General features: G+C 71.1%; 19 protein-coding genes and 1 riboswitch. Of the genes, 18 read left to right on the top strand and 1 reads right to left on the bottom strand.

Going from position 1 to position 17,315, the window contains the following annotated elements; translation table 11 throughout:
- Positions 1-3 precede the first annotated feature (3 nt).
- The 12 genes from rpe (at position 4) to ACTWQA_RS30585 (ending at position 10,275) form a co-directional block, all read left to right on the top strand.
- A complete protein-coding gene (gene rpe, locus ACTWQA_RS30640; RefSeq protein WP_443162514.1) occupies positions 4-666 on the top strand; it encodes a ribulose-phosphate 3-epimerase in 663 nt (220 codons plus the stop codon).
- Positions 667-716: 50 nt separating this feature from the next.
- Complete coding sequence (locus ACTWQA_RS30635; RefSeq protein ID WP_443162513.1) at positions 717-1,526, top strand: oxygenase MpaB family protein; 810 nt, start codon at positions 717-719, stop codon at positions 1,524-1,526.
- A 76-nt stretch (positions 1,527-1,602) separates the two neighbouring features.
- A riboswitch (FMN riboswitch) is annotated at positions 1,603-1,733 on the top strand.
- Between the two features lie 105 nt (positions 1,734-1,838).
- Positions 1,839-3,086, top strand: coding sequence for a bifunctional diaminohydroxyphosphoribosylaminopyrimidine deaminase/5-amino-6-(5-phosphoribosylamino)uracil reductase RibD (gene ribD, locus ACTWQA_RS30630; RefSeq protein WP_443162512.1), 1,248 nt, complete (start codon positions 1,839-1,841; stop codon positions 3,084-3,086).
- On the top strand, positions 3,086-3,676 hold the full coding sequence (locus ACTWQA_RS30625) for a riboflavin synthase (RefSeq protein WP_305919999.1): 591 nt from the start codon (positions 3,086-3,088) through the stop codon (positions 3,674-3,676). The genes ribD and ACTWQA_RS30625 overlap by 1 nt, the downstream gene beginning before the upstream one ends.
- Positions 3,673-4,338 (top strand): nicotinamide mononucleotide transporter family protein, encoded by a 666-nt coding sequence (locus ACTWQA_RS30620; protein WP_443162511.1) that lies wholly within the window; start codon positions 3,673-3,675, stop codon positions 4,336-4,338. The genes ACTWQA_RS30625 and ACTWQA_RS30620 overlap by 4 nt, the downstream gene beginning before the upstream one ends.
- Entirely contained in the window at positions 4,335-5,552 is a 1,218-nt protein-coding gene (locus ACTWQA_RS30615; protein WP_443162510.1) for a bifunctional 3,4-dihydroxy-2-butanone-4-phosphate synthase/GTP cyclohydrolase II, read from the top strand. The genes ACTWQA_RS30620 and ACTWQA_RS30615 overlap by 4 nt, the downstream gene beginning before the upstream one ends.
- A 67-nt stretch (positions 5,553-5,619) precedes the next feature.
- Entirely contained in the window at positions 5,620-6,087 is a 468-nt protein-coding gene (gene ribH, locus ACTWQA_RS30610; RefSeq protein ID WP_443162509.1) for a 6,7-dimethyl-8-ribityllumazine synthase, read from the top strand.
- Between the two features lie 20 nt (positions 6,088-6,107).
- The gene (locus ACTWQA_RS30605; protein WP_327583182.1) at positions 6,108-6,560 is read left to right on the top strand and encodes a PH domain-containing protein; all 453 of its coding nucleotides are present in this window, start codon (positions 6,108-6,110) and stop codon (positions 6,558-6,560) included.
- Positions 6,561-6,671: 111 nt separating this feature from the next.
- Positions 6,672-7,538, top strand: coding sequence for an AAA family ATPase (locus tag ACTWQA_RS30600; protein WP_443162568.1), 867 nt, complete (start codon positions 6,672-6,674; stop codon positions 7,536-7,538).
- Entirely contained in the window at positions 7,531-8,616 is a 1,086-nt protein-coding gene (locus ACTWQA_RS30595; RefSeq protein ID WP_443162508.1) for a vWA domain-containing protein, read from the top strand. The genes ACTWQA_RS30600 and ACTWQA_RS30595 overlap by 8 nt, the downstream gene beginning before the upstream one ends.
- Positions 8,609-9,712 carry an XdhC family protein gene (locus ACTWQA_RS30590; protein WP_443162507.1) on the top strand — a complete coding sequence of 368 codons (1,104 nt, stop codon included), beginning with the start codon at positions 8,609-8,611 and terminating at the stop codon, positions 9,710-9,712. Before ACTWQA_RS30595 ends, ACTWQA_RS30590 begins: the two co-directional genes overlap by 8 nt.
- The gene (locus ACTWQA_RS30585) at positions 9,709-10,275 is read left to right on the top strand and encodes a nucleotidyltransferase family protein (protein ID WP_443162506.1); all 567 of its coding nucleotides are present in this window, start codon (positions 9,709-9,711) and stop codon (positions 10,273-10,275) included. Before ACTWQA_RS30590 ends, ACTWQA_RS30585 begins: the two co-directional genes overlap by 4 nt.
- Here ACTWQA_RS30585 and ACTWQA_RS30580 read toward each other — a convergent pair.
- Complete coding sequence (locus ACTWQA_RS30580) at positions 10,261-11,148, bottom strand: endonuclease/exonuclease/phosphatase family protein (RefSeq protein WP_443162505.1); 888 nt, start codon at positions 11,146-11,148, stop codon at positions 10,261-10,263. The genes ACTWQA_RS30585 and ACTWQA_RS30580 overlap by 15 nt on opposite strands.
- A 94-nt stretch (positions 11,149-11,242) precedes the next feature.
- Here ACTWQA_RS30580 and ACTWQA_RS30575 point away from each other — a divergent pair, with 94 nt between their 5' ends.
- The 6 genes from ACTWQA_RS30575 to ACTWQA_RS30550 all read left to right on the top strand — a co-directional run bounded on the left by ACTWQA_RS30575 (position 11,243) and on the right by ACTWQA_RS30550 (position 17,305).
- On the top strand, positions 11,243-12,283 hold the full coding sequence (locus ACTWQA_RS30575; protein WP_305920009.1) for an LLM class F420-dependent oxidoreductase: 1,041 nt from the start codon (positions 11,243-11,245) through the stop codon (positions 12,281-12,283).
- Between the two features lie 87 nt (positions 12,284-12,370).
- Positions 12,371-14,065, top strand: coding sequence for a protein kinase domain-containing protein (locus ACTWQA_RS30570; protein WP_443162504.1), 1,695 nt, complete (start codon positions 12,371-12,373; stop codon positions 14,063-14,065).
- 32 nt (positions 14,066-14,097) lie between these two features.
- A complete protein-coding gene (locus ACTWQA_RS30565; RefSeq protein WP_443162503.1) occupies positions 14,098-15,135 on the top strand; it encodes a M24 family metallopeptidase in 1,038 nt (345 codons plus the stop codon).
- Positions 15,136-15,161: 26 nt separating this feature from the next.
- Positions 15,162-15,722, top strand: a complete 561-nt coding sequence (gene efp, locus ACTWQA_RS30560) for an elongation factor P (protein WP_443162502.1) — start codon at positions 15,162-15,164, stop codon at positions 15,720-15,722.
- Position 15,723: 1 nt separating this feature from the next.
- Entirely contained in the window at positions 15,724-16,134 is a 411-nt protein-coding gene (gene nusB / locus ACTWQA_RS30555) for a transcription antitermination factor NusB (RefSeq protein WP_138667324.1), read from the top strand.
- Between the two features lie 451 nt (positions 16,135-16,585).
- Positions 16,586-17,305 (top strand): methyltransferase domain-containing protein, encoded by a 720-nt coding sequence (locus tag ACTWQA_RS30550; RefSeq protein ID WP_443162501.1) that lies wholly within the window; start codon positions 16,586-16,588, stop codon positions 17,303-17,305.
- Positions 17,306-17,315: the final 10 nt, after the last annotated feature.

The following is a 17,315-nucleotide window of genomic DNA, read 5'->3' as shown; positions in this document are numbered from 1 at the left end:
ATCATGGCCGTACAGATCTCGCCCAGCATCCTCGCCGCCGACTTCGCCAGGCTCGCCGACGAAGCCGCCGCCGTGCCCAACGCCGACTGGCTGCACGTCGACGTCATGGACTACCACTTCGTGCCCAACCTCACCCTCGGGCTGCCCGTGGTCGAGGCGCTGCGCAAGGCGACCGCGACGCCGCTCGACTGCCATCTCATGATCGCTGATCCCGACCGCTGGGCGCCGCAATACGCGGAGGCCGGGGCGGGCAGCGTGACCATCCACGCGGAGGCGGCCAGGGCCCCGATCCGCACCCTGCGCGAGATCCGCGCGCTCGGCGCGCGGGCCGGGCTCGCGCTCAACCCGGCCACCGCCGTAGAGCCCTACGAGGATCTGTTCGGCGAGATCGACATGCTGCTGCTGATGACCGTCGAGCCCGGGTTCGGCGGGCAGAAGTTCCTCGACGTGGTGCTGCCGAAGATCCGCCGCGCGCGGGCGCTCGTCCAGCGACACGGCGGCGCCATCTGGCTGCAGGTCGACGGGGGAGTGGACGCCGAGACCATTGGGCGGTGCGCCGAGGCGGGCGCCGACGTGTTCGTGGCGGGCAGCGCCGTCTACGGCGCCTCCGACCCGGTGGCCGCCATCGATGCGCTGCGTGCCGCCGCCGCCCGCGCCATCGCGTGAAAACGTAGCAGTTCGTTAACGTCATCCCCTAACTGGGTAACTATCCACTTATGGGCGACCATGGGATCTTCGGCCCTGGTTCGGTGACGTGGCGGGTGATGGGGGAGCCCATCCTTCTGGTGGGCGGCATCCGGGCTCTGCTCATGCAGGGGCTCCATCCGCGGGCGATGCGCGGAGTGCTGCAGAACTCCGCGCTCATGGATCCGAACGAGGCGTGGTCGCGCTTCGTGCGCACCACCGAGTTCGTCCGCGTCCGCACGTACGGGACCCGCGCCGAGGTCGAAAAGGCGGGCCGCCGGGTCCGCAAGATCCACGCCAGGCTGACCGCCTACGATCCGGACACCGGCACCACGTTCCGTCTGGACGAGCCGGAGGCGCTGCGCTGGGTGCACGTCGGCGAGGTCGACTCCTACCTGTCCGTCGCCCGGCGGGCGGGCGTGCGGCTGACGGACGACGAGGCGGACGCGTTCGTCCACGAGTGGCGGCGGGCCGCCGAGGTCGTCGGGCTGGACGGCGCGGACGTGCCCGGCTCGGTGGCCGAGCTGCATGACTACATCGAGGCCGCGCGTCCCGGGCTGCGTTTCGTACCCGAGGCCGCCCATCCGCTGCGCCTGTCGCTCAACGCGCCGCTCCCGCGCCTGCTGCTGCCGCTCAAGCCCGCCGTGCCCGTGCTGATGATCCTCGCCTTCGCCACGCTGCCGCGCTGGGCGAGGAGACTGTACGGGCTGCCCGCCACGCCTGTCGGCGACCTGTGGGCGACCGCGACGCTGCGTACCCTGCACACCGGGCTCGGACTGGTCCCCGCCCAGGTCCGCTACTCCCCGGCGGCCCGCCGCGCGCACCGGCTGACGGCGGCCTGAAGCGGACGCTTGGTAAAACGGTGGGGGTGGTCGCGTCCGTTGTTTCGGGCATGGCACACTGATAGCGGAAGAAAGCTAGCGTGCTCCGGGGTCGGTGAAACTCCGAACCGGCGGTGATAGTCCGCGACCCGGCCGATGCCATCGGCCGGTTGACCCGGTGAAATTCCGGGACCGACGGTTAAAGTCCGGATGGGAGGTAGCGCGCGAGGTGTCCGGCATATCTGCCGGATGCCTTCTGTGGTGCATTCGTGCACCACTCGAGTCCCCCGGGGCCCGCCGTGGCTTGGAGCTACTGGCGAGTAGGAGACCCGGGTGGAGATACCCGAGCAGGACGCCGCGCACATGGCGCGCGCCGTCGCGCTGGCCGGGTACGGACACGGCACCACCAGCCCCAACCCCGTCGTGGGCTGCGTCGTGGTGGACGCCGGCGGCGCGGTGGCCGGCGAGGGGTTCCACGTGTACGCAGGCGGGCCGCACGCCGAGGTCGTGGCGCTGGCGCAGGCGGGAGAGCGGGCCAGGGGCGGCACCGCGTACGTGACGCTGGAGCCCTGCGACCACACCGGCCGGACGGGTCCGTGCAGTCGCGCGCTGCTCGACGCGGGGATCGCGCGGGTGGTGGTCGCGGTCGCCGACCCCAGTCCGAAGGCGGCGGGCGGCGCCGCGCGGCTGCGGGCCGGCGGGGTCGCCGTGACGACGGGTGTTCTGGAGGGCGCGGCCGAGCGGGTCAACGAGGAGTGGCTCACCTACGCGCGGCTCGGGCGCTCTCACGTGACCTGGAAGTTCGCCGCCACCCTCGACGGCAGGTCGGCCGCCGAGGACGGGACCAGCCAGTGGATCACCTCGCCGGAGGCGCGGGCCGACGTGCACCGGTGGCGGTCGGCCGCGGACGCGATCGTGGCGGGCATCGGCACGGTCCTGTCCGACGACCCCCGCCTCACCGCCCGCCCCGCCGCCGACCCCCGTCTAGCCGCGAACGCCGGCTCCGCTCCGAACGCCGGCCGTGCGGCGAGTCCGAACGCCGGCCGTGCGGCCGGTGCCGGCTCCGGCTTGGACGTCGGCTCTGGCGCACATGCCGATTCCTGGGGTGGCGCGCACGCCGGCGATGGAGCGGGTGTCCGGGCTCCGCTGCGGGTCGTCGTCGACACGGAGGGCAGGACGCCGCCGGACGCCAAGGTCCTCGACGACGCGGCGCCGACGCTGATCGCGGTCGCCGACGACATCACGACCGATCTCAAAGCCGGCCTCTTGCGCCTGCCCCGTCACGGCGACGGCCTGGACCTGCAGGCTCTCCTCCGTGAGCTGGCCGCGCGCGAGGTCGTCAGCGTGTTTCTGGAAGGCGGGCCGACGCTCGCCGGAGCGTTTCTGCAGCAGGGGCTGGCCGACCGCGTGGTCGCCTACCTCGCGCCCGCGCTGCTCGGCTCCGGGCGGGCCGCGCTCGGCGCGGCCGGGGTGGGGACGATCGGCCACATGCACCGCCTGACATTTGACGAAATTTCCCCCATTGGGCCGGATGTACGGCTAATAGCCCGGCCCATCGCACAACCAGGCAGGGAGCAGTGATGTTCACCGGAATCATTGAGGAAAAGGGCGAGGTCGTCGCCATCGACCGGGCCGGCGGCGGCGCCCTGCTGGCGGTGCGCGGCCCGATCGTCACCTCCGACGCGCGGCACGGCGACTCGATCGCGGTCAACGGCGTGTGCCTCACCGTCGTGAAGACCGAGGGCGACGTCTTCACGGTCGACGTGATCAAGGAGTCGCTGGACCGCAGCTCCCTAGGTGGCCTCACCGAGGGTTCGCCGGTGAACCTGGAGCGGGCCGTACGCGCCGACCAGCGCCTCGGCGGCCACATCGTGCAGGGCCATGTGGACGGCACCGCCGTGCTGCTGTCCCGAGAGCCCGGCGACAGCTGGGACGACCTGCGTTTCTCCCTGCCGGAGCCGCTGAGCCGCTACGTCGCGGAGAAGGGCTCGATCGCGATCGACGGAATCAGCCTGACGGTCACGACGGTTGACGACGACAGCTTCGGCGTAAGCCTCATCCCGACGACGCTGAAGCTCACCACCATGGGCGAACGCCAGGTGGGCGACATGGTGAACATCGAGGTCGACGTGATCGCGAAGTATGTGGAAAGGCTGGTGGCCAGACAGTGAACTGGGCGAACGCCGGATTCACCGTATTCGGCACACACGTGCTCTGGACGGACCTGATCGGCAACATCGCCGCGCTGTCCACGGTCCTGCTCGCCATGCGGAAATCGATATGGACGTGGCCGGTGCAGTTCACCGGCTCGGTGCTGCTGTTCATCGCCTCGATCAACGCGCACATCACCGGGAACGCGCTCAAGCAGGCCATGTTCGCGGGCCTGGCGATCTACGGCTGGTGGGCGTGGCGGCGCGGCACGCAGAACGGCAGGCAACTGCCCATCAGGCCCGCCGAGCCGAGGGAGCGGTTGCTGCTGATCGGCCTCATGCTGCTGGGCACGGTGGTGGTCGGGTTGCTGTTCTTCGCCACCGGCCTGTCGTGGGGCGCCCACGAGCCCCTGCCGAAGGGCGCCTTCCTGGTGGCCGCCGACGCCTACATCTTCGTCGGCAGCGCCCTGGCCACCTGGGCCCAGGGCCGCGCGCTGGTGGACTTCTGGATCGTGTGGGTGGCCGTTGACCTGGTCGGGGTGCCGCTGGCGTTCAGCTCGGGCCTGGTGGTCTCCGGAGCCGTCTACGGCGTGTTCTTCGTCCTGGTCCTCATCGGTTTCGTGAAGTGGCTGCGCGAATACCGGTCCTCCCCGCTGGCCGTGGCGGAGGCGGTGGCGCCATGAGCGAGATCAAGCTCGACCCGATCGAGCGGGCGATCGAGGACATCCGCAACGGCAAGCCCGTCGTGGTGGTCGACGACGAGAACAGGGAGAACGAGGGCGACCTCATCTTCGCCGCCGTCAAGGCCACGCCGGAGTTGTGCACGTTCACGATCAGGCACACCAGCGGGATGATCTGCGTGGCCATGGAGGGCAAGGAGCTGGACCGGCTCGGGTTGCCGCTCATGGTGTTCCAGAACAAGGAGCGCATGCGCACGGCGTACACGATCACCGTGGACGCCCGGGACGGCGTCACCACCGGCATCTCCGCCGCCGACCGGGCCAAGACCATCCGCACGCTCGCCGACTCCGCCACCGAGCCCAACGAGCTCGTCCGCCCCGGGCACATCTTCCCGCTGCGTTACCAAGAGGGCGGGGTGCTGGCCAGGCGCGGGCACACCGAGGCGGCCGTGGACCTGGCCAGGCTGGCGGGGCTGTCGGGGGCGGGCGCGCTGGCCGAGATCGTCAACGACGACGGCACCATGGCCAGGCTGCCCCAGCTGCGCCGCTTCGCCGACGAGCACGGTCTCGCCCTGGTCTCCATCGAGCAGCTCGTCGACTACCGGCGGCGGGCCGAGAGCATGGTCAGCAGGGTCGCCGAGACGCGGCTGCCGAACGTGTACGGAATGTGGCGGGCCTTCGGTTACTCCAGCGCTCTGGACGGCGGCGAACACGTCGCGCTCGTCTACGGCGACCTGAGCGACGGCGAGAACGTCCTGGTCCGGGCCCACTCCGAGTGCCTGACCGGCGACGTGTTCGGCTCGCTGCGCTGCGACTGCGGCGTGCAGCTCGACAACGCCATGTCGGCCATCGCGCAGGAGGGCCGCGGCGTGATCGTCTACCTGCGCGGCCACGAAGGCCGGGGGATCGGGCTGCTGGCCAAGCTCAGGGCGTACAGCCTGCAGGACAACGGCAGCGACACCGTGGACGCGAACGTGGAGCTGGGGCTGCCGGTGGACGCGCGGGAGTTCTCCAACGCCGGGCAGATCCTCGCCGACCTCGGGGTGAAGTCGGTGCGGCTGCTCACCAACAACCCGGCCAAGCTCAAGGGCATGGACGGCTACGGCATCAAGGTGCTCGGCCGCGAGCCCATGCCCGTTGCCATGAACCCTTACAACGAGCGTTACCTGATGGCCAAGCGCGACCGCCTCGGCCACGACATCTCGGAGGCGTCATGAGCGAGCGTAGCGAGCGATCAATTAGACACAGCTGGCGGCCGCTCATGTGGCCGACGGAGGAGGCCACATGAGCGGCGAAGGACGGCCGGGCGTCACGGTGCCGGACGCCTCGGGGCTGACGGTGGGGGTGGTGGCGGCCAGCTGGCACGCCAAGATCACCGACCAGCTGGTGGCGCGGGCCGTGCAGGCCTGCGACGACAGCGGCGCCAGGGCCACCGTCGTACGGGTGCCGGGCTCACTGGAGATCCCGGTGGTCGCCCAGGCGCTGGCCCGCCGCTGCGACGCGGTGGTGGCGCTGGGCGCGGTCATCCGGGGCGAGACCGCCCATTTCGAGTACGTCTGCGACTCGGTGACCTCGGGTCTGACCCGGATCTCGCTGGACGAGGAGACCCCGGTCGGCAACGGCGTGCTCACCTGCGACACGCTCGACCAGGCCCTGGACCGGTCGGGTCTGCCGGGGAGCAAGGAGGACAAGGGGTATGAGTCGGTCGTCGCTGCGCTCGAGACCGCCCTCCTCCTGCGGAACCTCCACTGAGCTGCGGTAGGTTTCCGTTCGTGTCAGAGCCCGTCCAGTCTCCGCCCCTGCCCGTCACCTGGCGTCCACGCCGGCCGAGGATCGTGGCGTACGGCTTCGCCGTGCTGATCGTGCTGGGGGCGGTGGTCATGGCCGTCTTCATCGCGGAGCCGTTCAAACTGCCCGACCGGGTGGCGCTCGTGGCGTTCGGGTGCGCGGTGGCCTTTGTGCTGCATTTGCTGGGGCGGGTGCGGGTGGAGGCCGACGAGGAGGGCATCACGATCGTGAACGCCGTCCGTACGCATCGGTATACGTGGCCGGAGATCCTGGAGGTCACGCTGCTGGTCGGGGACCCGTGGCCGAGGATCGACTTCTCGGACGGGCGGACCGTCGGCGCCATGGGCATCCAGGGCTCGGAGAAACCCCGCGCCCGCCGGGCCACGGCCGAGCTGGAGGCCTTGATCCGGGAGCGCGGGGAGGCGCGCGAGACCTAGCCATGGTGACCGGCGTCTTGGCTTACTGTGAGCGATCGATTGCGGCGGGGAATATCGTCAAAGCCGGTGACGACGTAGCCTGAAGGCGTGCTGCGGCGGACAATCAAGGCAATGGACATCGAGTCGCCCGACAAGCTCATCGAGCTTCTCGACCGGCACGCCTACCTGGCCGACGAAGGGCTGGCCACGGCCGCCTTCCTGGCGCTGAAGATGGGGCGGCCGCTGTTCCTCGAAGGGGAGGCGGGGGTCGGGAAGACCGAGCTGGCCAAGACGCTGGCGACGCTGCTCAAGGCGCCGCTCATCAGACTCCAGTGCTACGAGGGGCTGGACGCCGCCCAGGCGCTGTACGACTGGGACTTCGCCCGGCAGCTGCTCCACCTCAAGGCCGCGGAGGCCGCGGGGATCACGGACGTGAGCAGGCTCGAGGGGGAGATCTACGACCGGCGGTTCCTGATCGCGCGGCCGCTGCTCAAGGCCATCGAGACCCAGCCGAGCGTGCTGCTCGTGGACGAGATCGACCGGGCCGACGACGAGTTCGAGGCGTTCCTGCTCGAGGTGCTGTCCGACTTCACGATCTCGATCCCGGAGCTGGGCACGGTCCGGGCGGCGACGCCGCCGGTGGTCGTGGTGACCTCCAACCGGACGCGAGAGGTGCACGACGCGCTCAAGCGGCGCTGCCTCTACCACTGGCTGGAGCACCCGAGCTTCGACCGTGAGGTCGCCATCCTGCTGCGGCGGCTGCCGGACTGCACCGAGACGCTGGCCATGCAGGTGGCGCGGGCGGCCGAGCGGCTGCGGCAGGCCGACCTGGTCAAGCCGCCCGGGGTGGCCGAGACGCTGGACTGGACGGAGGCGCTGCTGACGCTGGGGGCCAAGGACCTTGACCCCGGTCTGGCCGCTGCCACGCTGGGGGCGGCGTTGAAGTACCGGGAGGACGTCGCGCACGTGCTCGGCAACGGGATGCTCACCCATGCGTGACCGTGTGGGCGATCTCGTCGCCACCGTGACGGGGTTCGCCAGAACACTGCGCGCGGCGGGGGTGGGGGCCGATCACGACCGTACGCAGAGCATGTTGCAGGCGCTCGACCACCTCGACGTGACCGACCAGGGCGAGGTCTACTGGGCCGGGCGGCTCACGTTGTGCACCACGCCCGATGACCTGCCCAGGTACGACCGATGCTTCGCCGCCTACTTCGGCGGGCGGCGGGCGGCGATGGCGCGGACCAGCACGACCACCGTCACGAGGCATCTGGCCACGCGGGAGGACTCGCAGGACGGCGCCTACGACGGCACGGCCGCGCCCGCGACCGCCAGCCGGGCCGAGATCCTGCGCCACCGCGACGTGGCCAGGCTGACCGAGGCCGAGCGGGCGGAGGTGCACCGGATGCTGGCCATGCTGCGCAGCGGCCGGGCGCGGCGGCGTTCGCGCCGTTTCGAGAGCGCGCACCGGGGCAGCCTGGACCAGCGCCGCACCATCCGCGACGCGCTCAGGAAGGGCGAGGTGGCCCGGCTCCGCCACAAGAGGCACGCCACCAGGCCCCGCACGGTCGTGTTGTTCGTGGACGTCAGCGGCTCCATGGCCCCGTACGCCGAGACGCTGCTGCGCTTCGCGCACGCGCTGGTCAGGAGCGAGCCGCGGGCCACCAAGGTCTACTCGGTCGGCACCAGGCTCACCCCGATCACCGCCGAGTTGCGCCACCGCGATCCGGGCACCGCGCTCAACGAGGTGTCGAAGGTCGTCCCGGACTGGAGCGGCGGAACCCGGCTGGGGGAGGAACTCAAGGAATACCTCACCCGTTTCAGCGCGAGAGGAGCGATTGCCGTGATCGCGTCGGACGGGTGGGAACGTGGTGATCCGGAGCTGCTGGGCGCGCAGATGGCCAGGCTGGCCAGGCAGGCGTACCGGGTGATCTGGGTCAATCCGCACAAGGGGTACGAGGAGTATCAGCCGCTCACCGGCGGCATGCGGGCCGCTCTGCCGTACCTCGACGACCTGGTGGCCGGGCATAGCCTGGCCGCCTACGAGGAACTCAGCGAAAGGCTCGCCCATGCGTGACGTGCTTCGGGAAATCCTGCCGTGGTGGAAGTCGGGACTCACGTTCGGGCTCGCGACAGTGGTGAGCACGTTCAGCAGCGCGCCGCGGCCGCCGGGCGCGGCCATGGCGGTGCGCGGCGACGAGGTGGTCGGCAGCGTGTCCGGCGGGTGTGTCGAGGGCGCGGTGTTCGAGCTGGCCACAGAGGTGACCACGGTGGCCGGCGCGCCGGTCCTGCAGCGGTACGGGGTGAGCGACGACGACGCGTTCGCCGTCGGGCTCACCTGCGGCGGCATCATCGACGTCCTGGTCGAACCCATCTCGATTGAGACATTTCCGGAACTGGGGGAGATCGTGGCGGCTGTGGAGGCGCACGAGCCCGTCGCCGTGGCCACCGTCGTCTCGGGGCCCGGCCAGATCGGCGCCCGCAGGGTCATCTGGCCGGACCGCTCGACGGGCAGCCTCGGCCTTGAACGCCTGGACGAGGCCGTGGACGACGACGCCCGCGGCATGCTCGCCCAGGGCCTGACCGGCATCCGCCACTACGGAGGGCAGGGGGAGCGCCGCCTGGACGACCTGGCGGTGTTCGTGAACTCGTTCGCGCCGCCGCCGCGCATGCTGGTGTTCGGTGCCATCGACTTCGCCGCCGCGGTGGCCAGGGTGGGCAAGTTCCTCGGTTACCACGTCACGGTCTGCGACGCCCGGCCGATCTTCGCCACCGCCAAGCGTTTTCCTGACGCCGACGAGGTCGTGGTCAAATGGCCGCACGACTACCTGGGGTCCGTGCAGGTGGACGAGCGTACGGTGATCTGCGTGCTCACCCACGACCCCAAGTTCGACGTGCCGCTGCTGGAGGTGGCGCTGCGCACCGACGCCGGTTACGTCGGGGCCATGGGCTCGCGCCGCACCCACGAGGACCGGCTCGACCGGCTGCGCGAGGCCGGACTCACCGACGAGGAGCTGGCCAGGCTGAGGTCCCCGATCGGACTCGACCTCGGCGCGCGCACGCCCGAGGAGACGGCCGTGTCGATCGCCGCCGAGCTGATCCAGCTGCGCTGGGGTGGCACGGGCCGACCGCTGACCACCACCGAGGGCCGCATCCACCACGAGGCCCCATGAGGGCCGGCAAGATCGCGGGGCTCCTGCTGGCCGCCGGTCAGGGCGCCCGGCTCGGCACGCCGAAGGCGCTGGTCGAGTACGCGGGCGAGCGCCTGGTCGACCGCGGTGTGCGGCTGCTGGAGGACGGCGGCTGCCACCCGGTCGTGGTCGTGCTGGGCGCGGCCACCGTGCAGGTGCGCGGCGCGGTCACCGTACGCAATCCGGACTGGGCGTCGGGCATGGGCTCCTCCCTGCGCGTCGGCCTCGCCGCGCTGCCGGAGGAGGCGGAGGCCGTTGTGATCGCCCTGGTCGACCAGCCGCTGATCCGTCCGGGCGCGGTGCGCGCGCTGATCGGCGCGGGCGCCGGCGTGGCCGTCGCCACGTACGCGGGCAAGCGCAGGAACCCGGTGCTGATCTCCCGGGAGCACTTCGCGGAGGTGGCCGAGCGGGCCGTGGGTGACGTCGGCGCCCGCCCGTTCCTCAAGGCGCACCCCGAGTTGGTCACCGAGGTGCCGTGCGACGAGCACGGCGATCCCGCTGACATCGACACGCCTGCCGATCTGAGCCTGCTACAGGCGGAATGAGGCGATCGCCGCCCGGTGGTCGCTGCCGGTCGCCGGGGCGACGCCCGCCTCGGTCGCCTTCATGCCCTTGAACAGGATGTGATCCGGCCGCGTGACCGGGAACCTCGCCGGCCACGTGAAGCCGAATCCCTCGCCCGCCACGCTCTGCGCGTCGGTCAGCGGCGGGGTCAGCCCCCGCATGCCACGGTCGGTGGTTGCGGTGTTGAGGTCGCCGAGCAGCAGGATCCGCTTGCTGGAGTCGGCGTCGACGAGCTTGCGCGCCCGCGCGAGCGAGGCGTCGCGGGAGGCGGTGTGCCCTGGCCGGGCCGAGGCCAGGTGCATGACGTAGACGGTGACCTTGCCCTTCGGCGTGGCGACCACCGCGCGCAGGGCCCGCGGCCAGCCCAGGCCGACGTCCAGCGGCTTGGTCTCGCTGATCGGGTAGCGGCTCCACAGGCCCACCGTGCTGACCGGGTAGTGGTATTTGAACATCTTGTTGAGCTGCTTGGCCGCGGGTCCGCCGCTGGTGAGCTCCTGGGCGGCCAGCAGGTCGAGGTCCTTGGCGATCGCCCGCACGGCCTCGCCCGAGGCGCTGTTGCGCACCCCCACGTTGACCGTGCCCACGGCCAGGTCGCTCGGGCCGCCCGGGGACGTGCGGAGCAGTGTGGAGCCGAACATCACCGCCCACACCACGCCGGGCACCAGCGCAGCCACGGCGGCCGGCGTGGAGCGTGCCAGCGCGGCACCCACGAGCAGCAGCGGCACGGACAGTCCGATCCAGGGCAGCAGGCTTTCCATGACGGGCGTGAACCCGCCGAGCGCGGGGATGAGCTGGTGCCCCGCCAGGGTCGCGGCCACCACGACCGACACCACCACCACAACCCGTCTCAGCACTCGAAACAGGCTAGCGGCTCCCTGCCCGACACGCCGACGCGGTAGCCTGTTGCGGTCTGAACGGAACAACATTCGGTTTCATCGGGAGCCCGGCATGCGGATCGGTATGGCACTCAACTACTCGGGCGGCTTCAAGGAGTCGGTCGCCGAGCTGGCCGACTACGAAAAGGCCGGACTGGACATCGTCTTCGTGGCCGAGGCCTACTCCTTCGACGCCGTCAGCCAGATGGGCTACATCGCGGCCAAGACCGAGCGGCTGGAGATCGCCTCGGGCATCCTGCCGGTCTACTCGCGCACGCCGACGCTGCTGGCCATGACGGCCGCGGGCATGGACTACGTCTCCGACGGCCGCTTCACCCTCGGCCTCGGCGCGTCGGGGCCGCAGGTGATCGAGGGGTTCCACGGGGTGCCGTACACCGCGCCGCTCGGGCGTACCCGGGAGGTCATCGAGATCTGCCGCAAGGTGTGGCGGCGCGAGCGGCTGGAGCACGAGGGCAAGCACTACACGGTGCCGCTCCCGCCGGGCCAGGGCACGGGCCTCGGCAAGGCCCTCAAGATCATCAACCATCCGGTACGCCCCCGTATCCCCATCGTGGTCGCCGCCATCGGGCCCAAGAACGTCGAGCTGGCCGCCGAACTGGCCGAGGGCTGGGAGCCGATCTTCTACGTGCCGGAGAAGGCCGGCGAGGTGTGGGGGCCGTCGCTGGCCGCGGGCCAGGCCAAGCGGGATCCCGAGCTGGGCGAGCTGGACGTGATCGCGCAGGCGTCGCTGGCGATCGGCGACGACGCGGCGGGACTGCTGGAGTTCGGGCGGCCGATGGCGGCCCTCTACATCGGCGGCATGGGCGCCAAGGGCAAGAACTTCTACAACGACCTGGCCAGGCGCTACGGCTACGAGAAGGAGGCCGAGCAGATCCAGGACCTCTACCTCCAGGGCAAGAAGGACGAGGCGGCCGCGCTGGTGCCGGGCGAGCTGCTGGAGAAGATGTCACTGATCGGCAGCGAGGCCTTCGTGCGCGACCGGGTGCAGGCGCTGAAGGAGTCGGGGGTGACCACGCTCAACGTGACGCCGCTCGGCCGGACGCACGAGGACCGGGTGCGGCTGATCGAGACGATCAAGGAGATCGCCGGGTAGGGGCGAACGAGCCCATGAGGAGGCGAAGGGGGCTGGGTGGCCCTATCGTGGGTCGGAAATCCTGATGTTCGAGTTATTGGCGGGGATATGTCCGACGCGACGCCGGTCGCCGGCCGGTACCGGCTGGACGAGCTCATCGGCAGCGGGCCCATGGGCGAGGTGTGGCGGGGGTACGACACGCGGGCCGACTGGGTCGTGGCCGTGAAGCTGCTCGGTGCCAAGGCGGCGGAGGCCGCCACGCGGGAGCGGCTCAGACGGCACGCCCAGGCCGTGGCCAAGGTGATCCATCCGAACGTGGCCATGGTGCTGGACGTCGGCGAGCGCGACGGGACCCCGTTCCTGGTGATGGAGTATCTCACCGGGCTCAGCCTGGGCGAGGAACTGGCCGCCGGCGGGCCCATGAAGATCGTCGACGTGTGCGATCTCATCGGGCAGGCGGCGGCGGGGCTCGACGCCGCGCATCGGGCCGGGGTGGTGCACGGGGAGATCGATCCTGACAGTTTCCGGCGGGCCGGGAGCGGGGTCCTCAAGGTCGTCGGGTTCGGGCTCGATGATCAGGAGCCGTCGGCGATCGACGGCCGGTACGCGGCGCCCGAGCGGGCCGCCGGGAGCAAGGCGCAGGCCTCCGGGGACGTGTACGCGCTCGGGTGCGTCTGCTATGAGCTGCTCTGCGGCCGCCCGCCCTTCGAGGGGCCGGGACGCGCTGCCGGGACCGCCGCCTCCCACGAGCGCGCCGGAGATGCCGATGACGCTTCTTCCGAGGTCGAAGCCGAAGCCGAAGCTGAGGCTCAGGCTCAGGCACGTGCTGAGCCCGTGCCGCCCAGCGCGCACCGGGCCGAGGTGCCCGCCGAGCTGGACCGGCTGGTGCTGGCCATGATCGCCGAGGATCCGGCGGCACGGCCGTCCAGCGGCGAGGCGATCCGCCGGTCGCTGGCCGCCATCGCCCGGCCGCGCGCCAACCCCGGCGCGACGCCGGTCGCCGGCGCCACACCCGTCGCCGGCGCCGCCTTCCGCGACGGCGTGGTGACCGCGCCCGCGCGGTCCGCGGGCGGACCTGGGCCGGCGGGTTCTGTGCGACGTGACGGGCCTGCCGGGGCAGACCCAGGGGCCGCCGCGGGGCACGGCGCCACCGAGATCTATGAGCTGGCCGGACCCGGCGTCGGGGCGCGGGCCGGTGATACCGCCGTCTACCAGCAGGGCGACCTGGAGGCGGCGCCCCAGTCCAACCGCAAGCTCTTCGTGCAGCTCGGCGTCGCCGTGGCGGCCATCGTGGCGGTGACCGTGGGCATGGTGATGTGGGCCGGGGCACGCCGGGAACCCGTGGCGGTGACCACGCCGAGCGCCACGCCCACCACGTTCGCGCCCAGCCAGACGCCCACGCAGTCGCCGGAGCCGGTCACCGAGTCGCCGACCGGCGATCCGTCCCCCGGAGTGGTGGCCACGATCCTGCCGGACCTCGACCAGTCCGGCGAGTCGGCGCCTCCCAAGGCCACCCTGGGACCCCAGGTACCACCGGGCGGGTGGGGCACGTGGCTGGAGAGGTTCGACGAGGCGGTGTCGTTGCAGGAGAACTCCGGCGGGATCAACCCCGAGGTGGCCGCCAAGGTTCGGGAGAAGATCCAGAACGCGGCCAGGAAGTTCGACGAGGGGCGCCAGGGCGCGACGCTCGACCAGATCGCCGGCCTGTACCGGGACCTGCGGCGGGCGCAGCAGCAGGGCGACATGGAGTCGTCGGGACCATTGGCGGAGTTCATGAACGAATGGCGCATCTCGGACAGGTGAGCATCATTGCCTCTTGCGCGTACATTGACGCAATGACCTTCGACTACCCGGCGCGCCGGGCGCGGCTCGCCGGTCTGCTGACCGGCCATCAGGTCCCCGCCCTGCTCGTCACCTCCCCGGTCAACGTCCACTACCTCACGGGCCTGGCCAGCTCGAACGCGGCCGTGCTCGTCAGGGCCGACGGGTCGGCGCTGCTGGCGACCGACAACCGCTACATCGACAAGGCCCGCACGCTGGAGGTGCCGGCGGTCGAGGCGCCGGACGTGGCGGCCAGGCTCGCCGAGCCGGGCGCCGGGATCGAGGCGGCGAGCATGAGCGTGGCCACGTACCGGGGGCTGGGCGAGGGGCTGGTGCCGCTGGGCCCGGTGGTGGAGGTGCTGCGTGCCGTCAAGGACGACGGCGAGCTGAAGCTGCTCCGTACGGCCTGCGAGATCACTGACCAGGCATTCGCCGATATAGCAGGGACAATCGCCCCGGGCATCACCGAACGCGACCTCGCCCGGCTCCTCGACAACCGCATGACCGAGCTGGGCGCCGACAAGCCCGCGTTCGACACGATCGTCGCCGCGGGCGAGAACGGCGCGGTCCCGCACCACGCCCCCACGGACCGGCCGTTGTGCGCCGGTGACCTGGTGACCATGGACTTCGGCGCCAGATACCACGGCTACCACGCCGACATGACCAGAACCGTCAGCCTCGGACCGCCCGCCGCCTGGCAACGCGAGATCTACGACCTGGTCGCCCAGGCGCAGCGCGCCGGCCGGGAGGCGCTCGTCCCCGGCGCCGAGTCCAGGGACGTGGACGCGGCCGCCCGCACCGTCATCCAGGACGCGGGCTACGGCAGCCGCTTCAGGCACGGCCTGGGCCACGGCGTCGGCCTGGAGATCCACGAGGAGCCGTTCCTGGGCCCCTCGCGGACCGGTAGACTAGAGGATCGAGTTCCGATCACCGTCGAGCCTGGGGTCTATCTTCCGGGCCGGGGAGGGGTTCGCATCGAGGACACCCTCGTGACACGTGAGGGCGGACCGGAACTTTTCACGAAGACGACCAAGGAGCTGCTCGTCCTTTAGAGCGGCCACACGCGGGAGAAGAACGAGTGGCGACGACCAACGACCTCAAGAACGGCATGGTGCTGAAGCTCGACGGCGGTGAGCTCTGGGCCGTTGTGGAGTTCCAGCACGTCAAGCCGGGCAAGGGCGGCGCGTTCGTGCGCACCAAGCTCAAGAACGTGCTCTCCGGCAAGGTCGTCGACAAGACCTTCAACGCCGGCGTCAAGGTCGACGTGGCCAACGTCGACAAGCGCGAGATGCAATATTCCTACAAGGACGGCGACGACTTCGTGTTCATGGACACCGAGACCTACGACATGGTCAACGTGCCCAGCGGCACCGTCGGCACCGCCGCCAACTACATGCTGGAGAACACGCTGGCCACCGTGGCCTTCAACGAGGGCTCCGCGCTCTACGTGGACCTGCCCGCGGCCGTCGAGCTGACCATCGCCACCACCGAGCCCGGCCTGCAGGGCGACCGCTCCACCGGCGGCACCAAGCCCGCCACGCTGGAGACCGGCGCCGAGATCAAGGTGCCGCTGTTCATCACCACCGGCGAGAAGGTCAAGGTCGACACCCGCAGCGGCGAATACCTCGGCCGGGCTTGAGGTGTCGGCACGCGGCAAAGCACGCAGACGGGCGCTCGACATCCTGTTCGAGGCCGAGCTGCGCAGCGAGGATCCGCTGAAGATCCTCGCCGAGCGCGTGGAGCGCCAGGAACCCCCGGTGAACGAATACACCTCGACCATCGTCGAGGGCGTTGCCAGGCACCACGCGCGCATCGACGAGCTGATCACCACCTATGCCGAGGGCTGGACGCTCGACCGCATGCCCGCGGTCGACCGCAACCTGCTGCGCGGCGGCACCTATGAGCTGCTGTGGATGCCGGACGTGCCCGAGGGCGTGGTCATCAGCGAGTGGGTGCACCTGGCAGGGGAGCTCTCGACCGACGAGTCCCCGCAGTTCGTCAACGGTCTGCTGGCGCGCTTCAAGCAACTCAAGCCAAGCCTCACCCTTTAGACAGCTTTTTCCGCGGGCCAGGGCCGCGTGTTCGGGGTACGTTCCAACCACGCCGGCCGCACACGGCTTGCGCAGGCGAGGGACGTGTACCGTCACGCGGTCAGGCGTCCGGCGCCGTCACGGCGGAGCCTGGCCGTGTGATGCGGGCGCCCGCGCCCGTGCGGAGAAGTGGCGCGTCACCAGCCGCGACGCGCCTCTTTTCTGTTGGTGCTCCGCCTTCTACGTGCGCGCCAGCGGTTCGCCAGAATGCCGGAAGAAGGCGTCCTCCCCGCGGCACCCTCGTTCCCCGTGCGTCTCGGTTGCCTCCTGTGGGGAGCGGGCGATCACGTGCACGGCGTAGGCTGGGCCCGTCCGCTGAGGACACGAAGCAGCCGTGCGCGAAGAAGCAGTTCGCGGGGGAGAGGGAGGCGAGCCGACGTTGCGTGCTGAAGGCGTCACGAGGACTCCGGCGGTGCGGACCGCCGTCGTCTGGGACGCGCTGCGGTCGGTGCTGGCCGAGCGGACGGCGGCCACGGGCCGCGAAGGGCTCGACATCGTCGACGCCGGCGGAGGCACCGGCGGGTTCGCCGTGCCGCTGGCCGCATTGGGCCACACCGTCACCGTCGTCGACCCGAGCCCTGACTCGCTGGCCGCGCTGGAGCGCCGGGCCAAGGAGAGGGGCGTGGGCGTCAGCGCCCTGCAGGGCGACGCCGACGACCTGGGCAAGCTGCTCCACCGCGACAGCGCCGACCTGGTGCTGTGCCATAGCGTGCTGGAATACGTCGAGGACCCGATCAGCGCGCTGACCGCCGTCGCGGGCGTGCTGCGCAGGGGCGGTGCGGTGAGCGTGCTGGCCGCCAACCCGGTCGCCAGCGCCATCCACCGGGCGCTCGTCGGCCACTTCGACGAGGCTCGGGCGGTGCTGGACGACCCCGTCGGGAGCTGGGGCGACCGCGACCCGACGCCCCGGCGCTTCAGCGCGGAGACGCTCGTGGAGCTGATGACCGCGACCGGGTTCGCCGTCGGCGCCATCCACGGGGTGCGGGTCTTCGCCGACCTGGTGCCGAGCAGGCTCGTGGACGGTGAGCCCGGCGCCGCCGAGGCCCTCGTGGCGCTGGAGCAGGCCGCCGCGACCCATCCCGTGCTCAGGGACATCGCCACACAACTGCACGTTCTCGGACACCGGGCCTGAGCCCTCGTTA

Origin of the sequence: Nonomuraea sp. 10N515B (assembly GCF_052245915.1) — a bacterium.
Lineage (GTDB): Bacteria > Actinomycetota > Actinomycetes > Streptosporangiales > Streptosporangiaceae > Nonomuraea.
The sequence above is the reverse complement of the archived record's forward strand: the minus strand, read 5'-3'. Positions and strand labels throughout refer to the sequence as shown.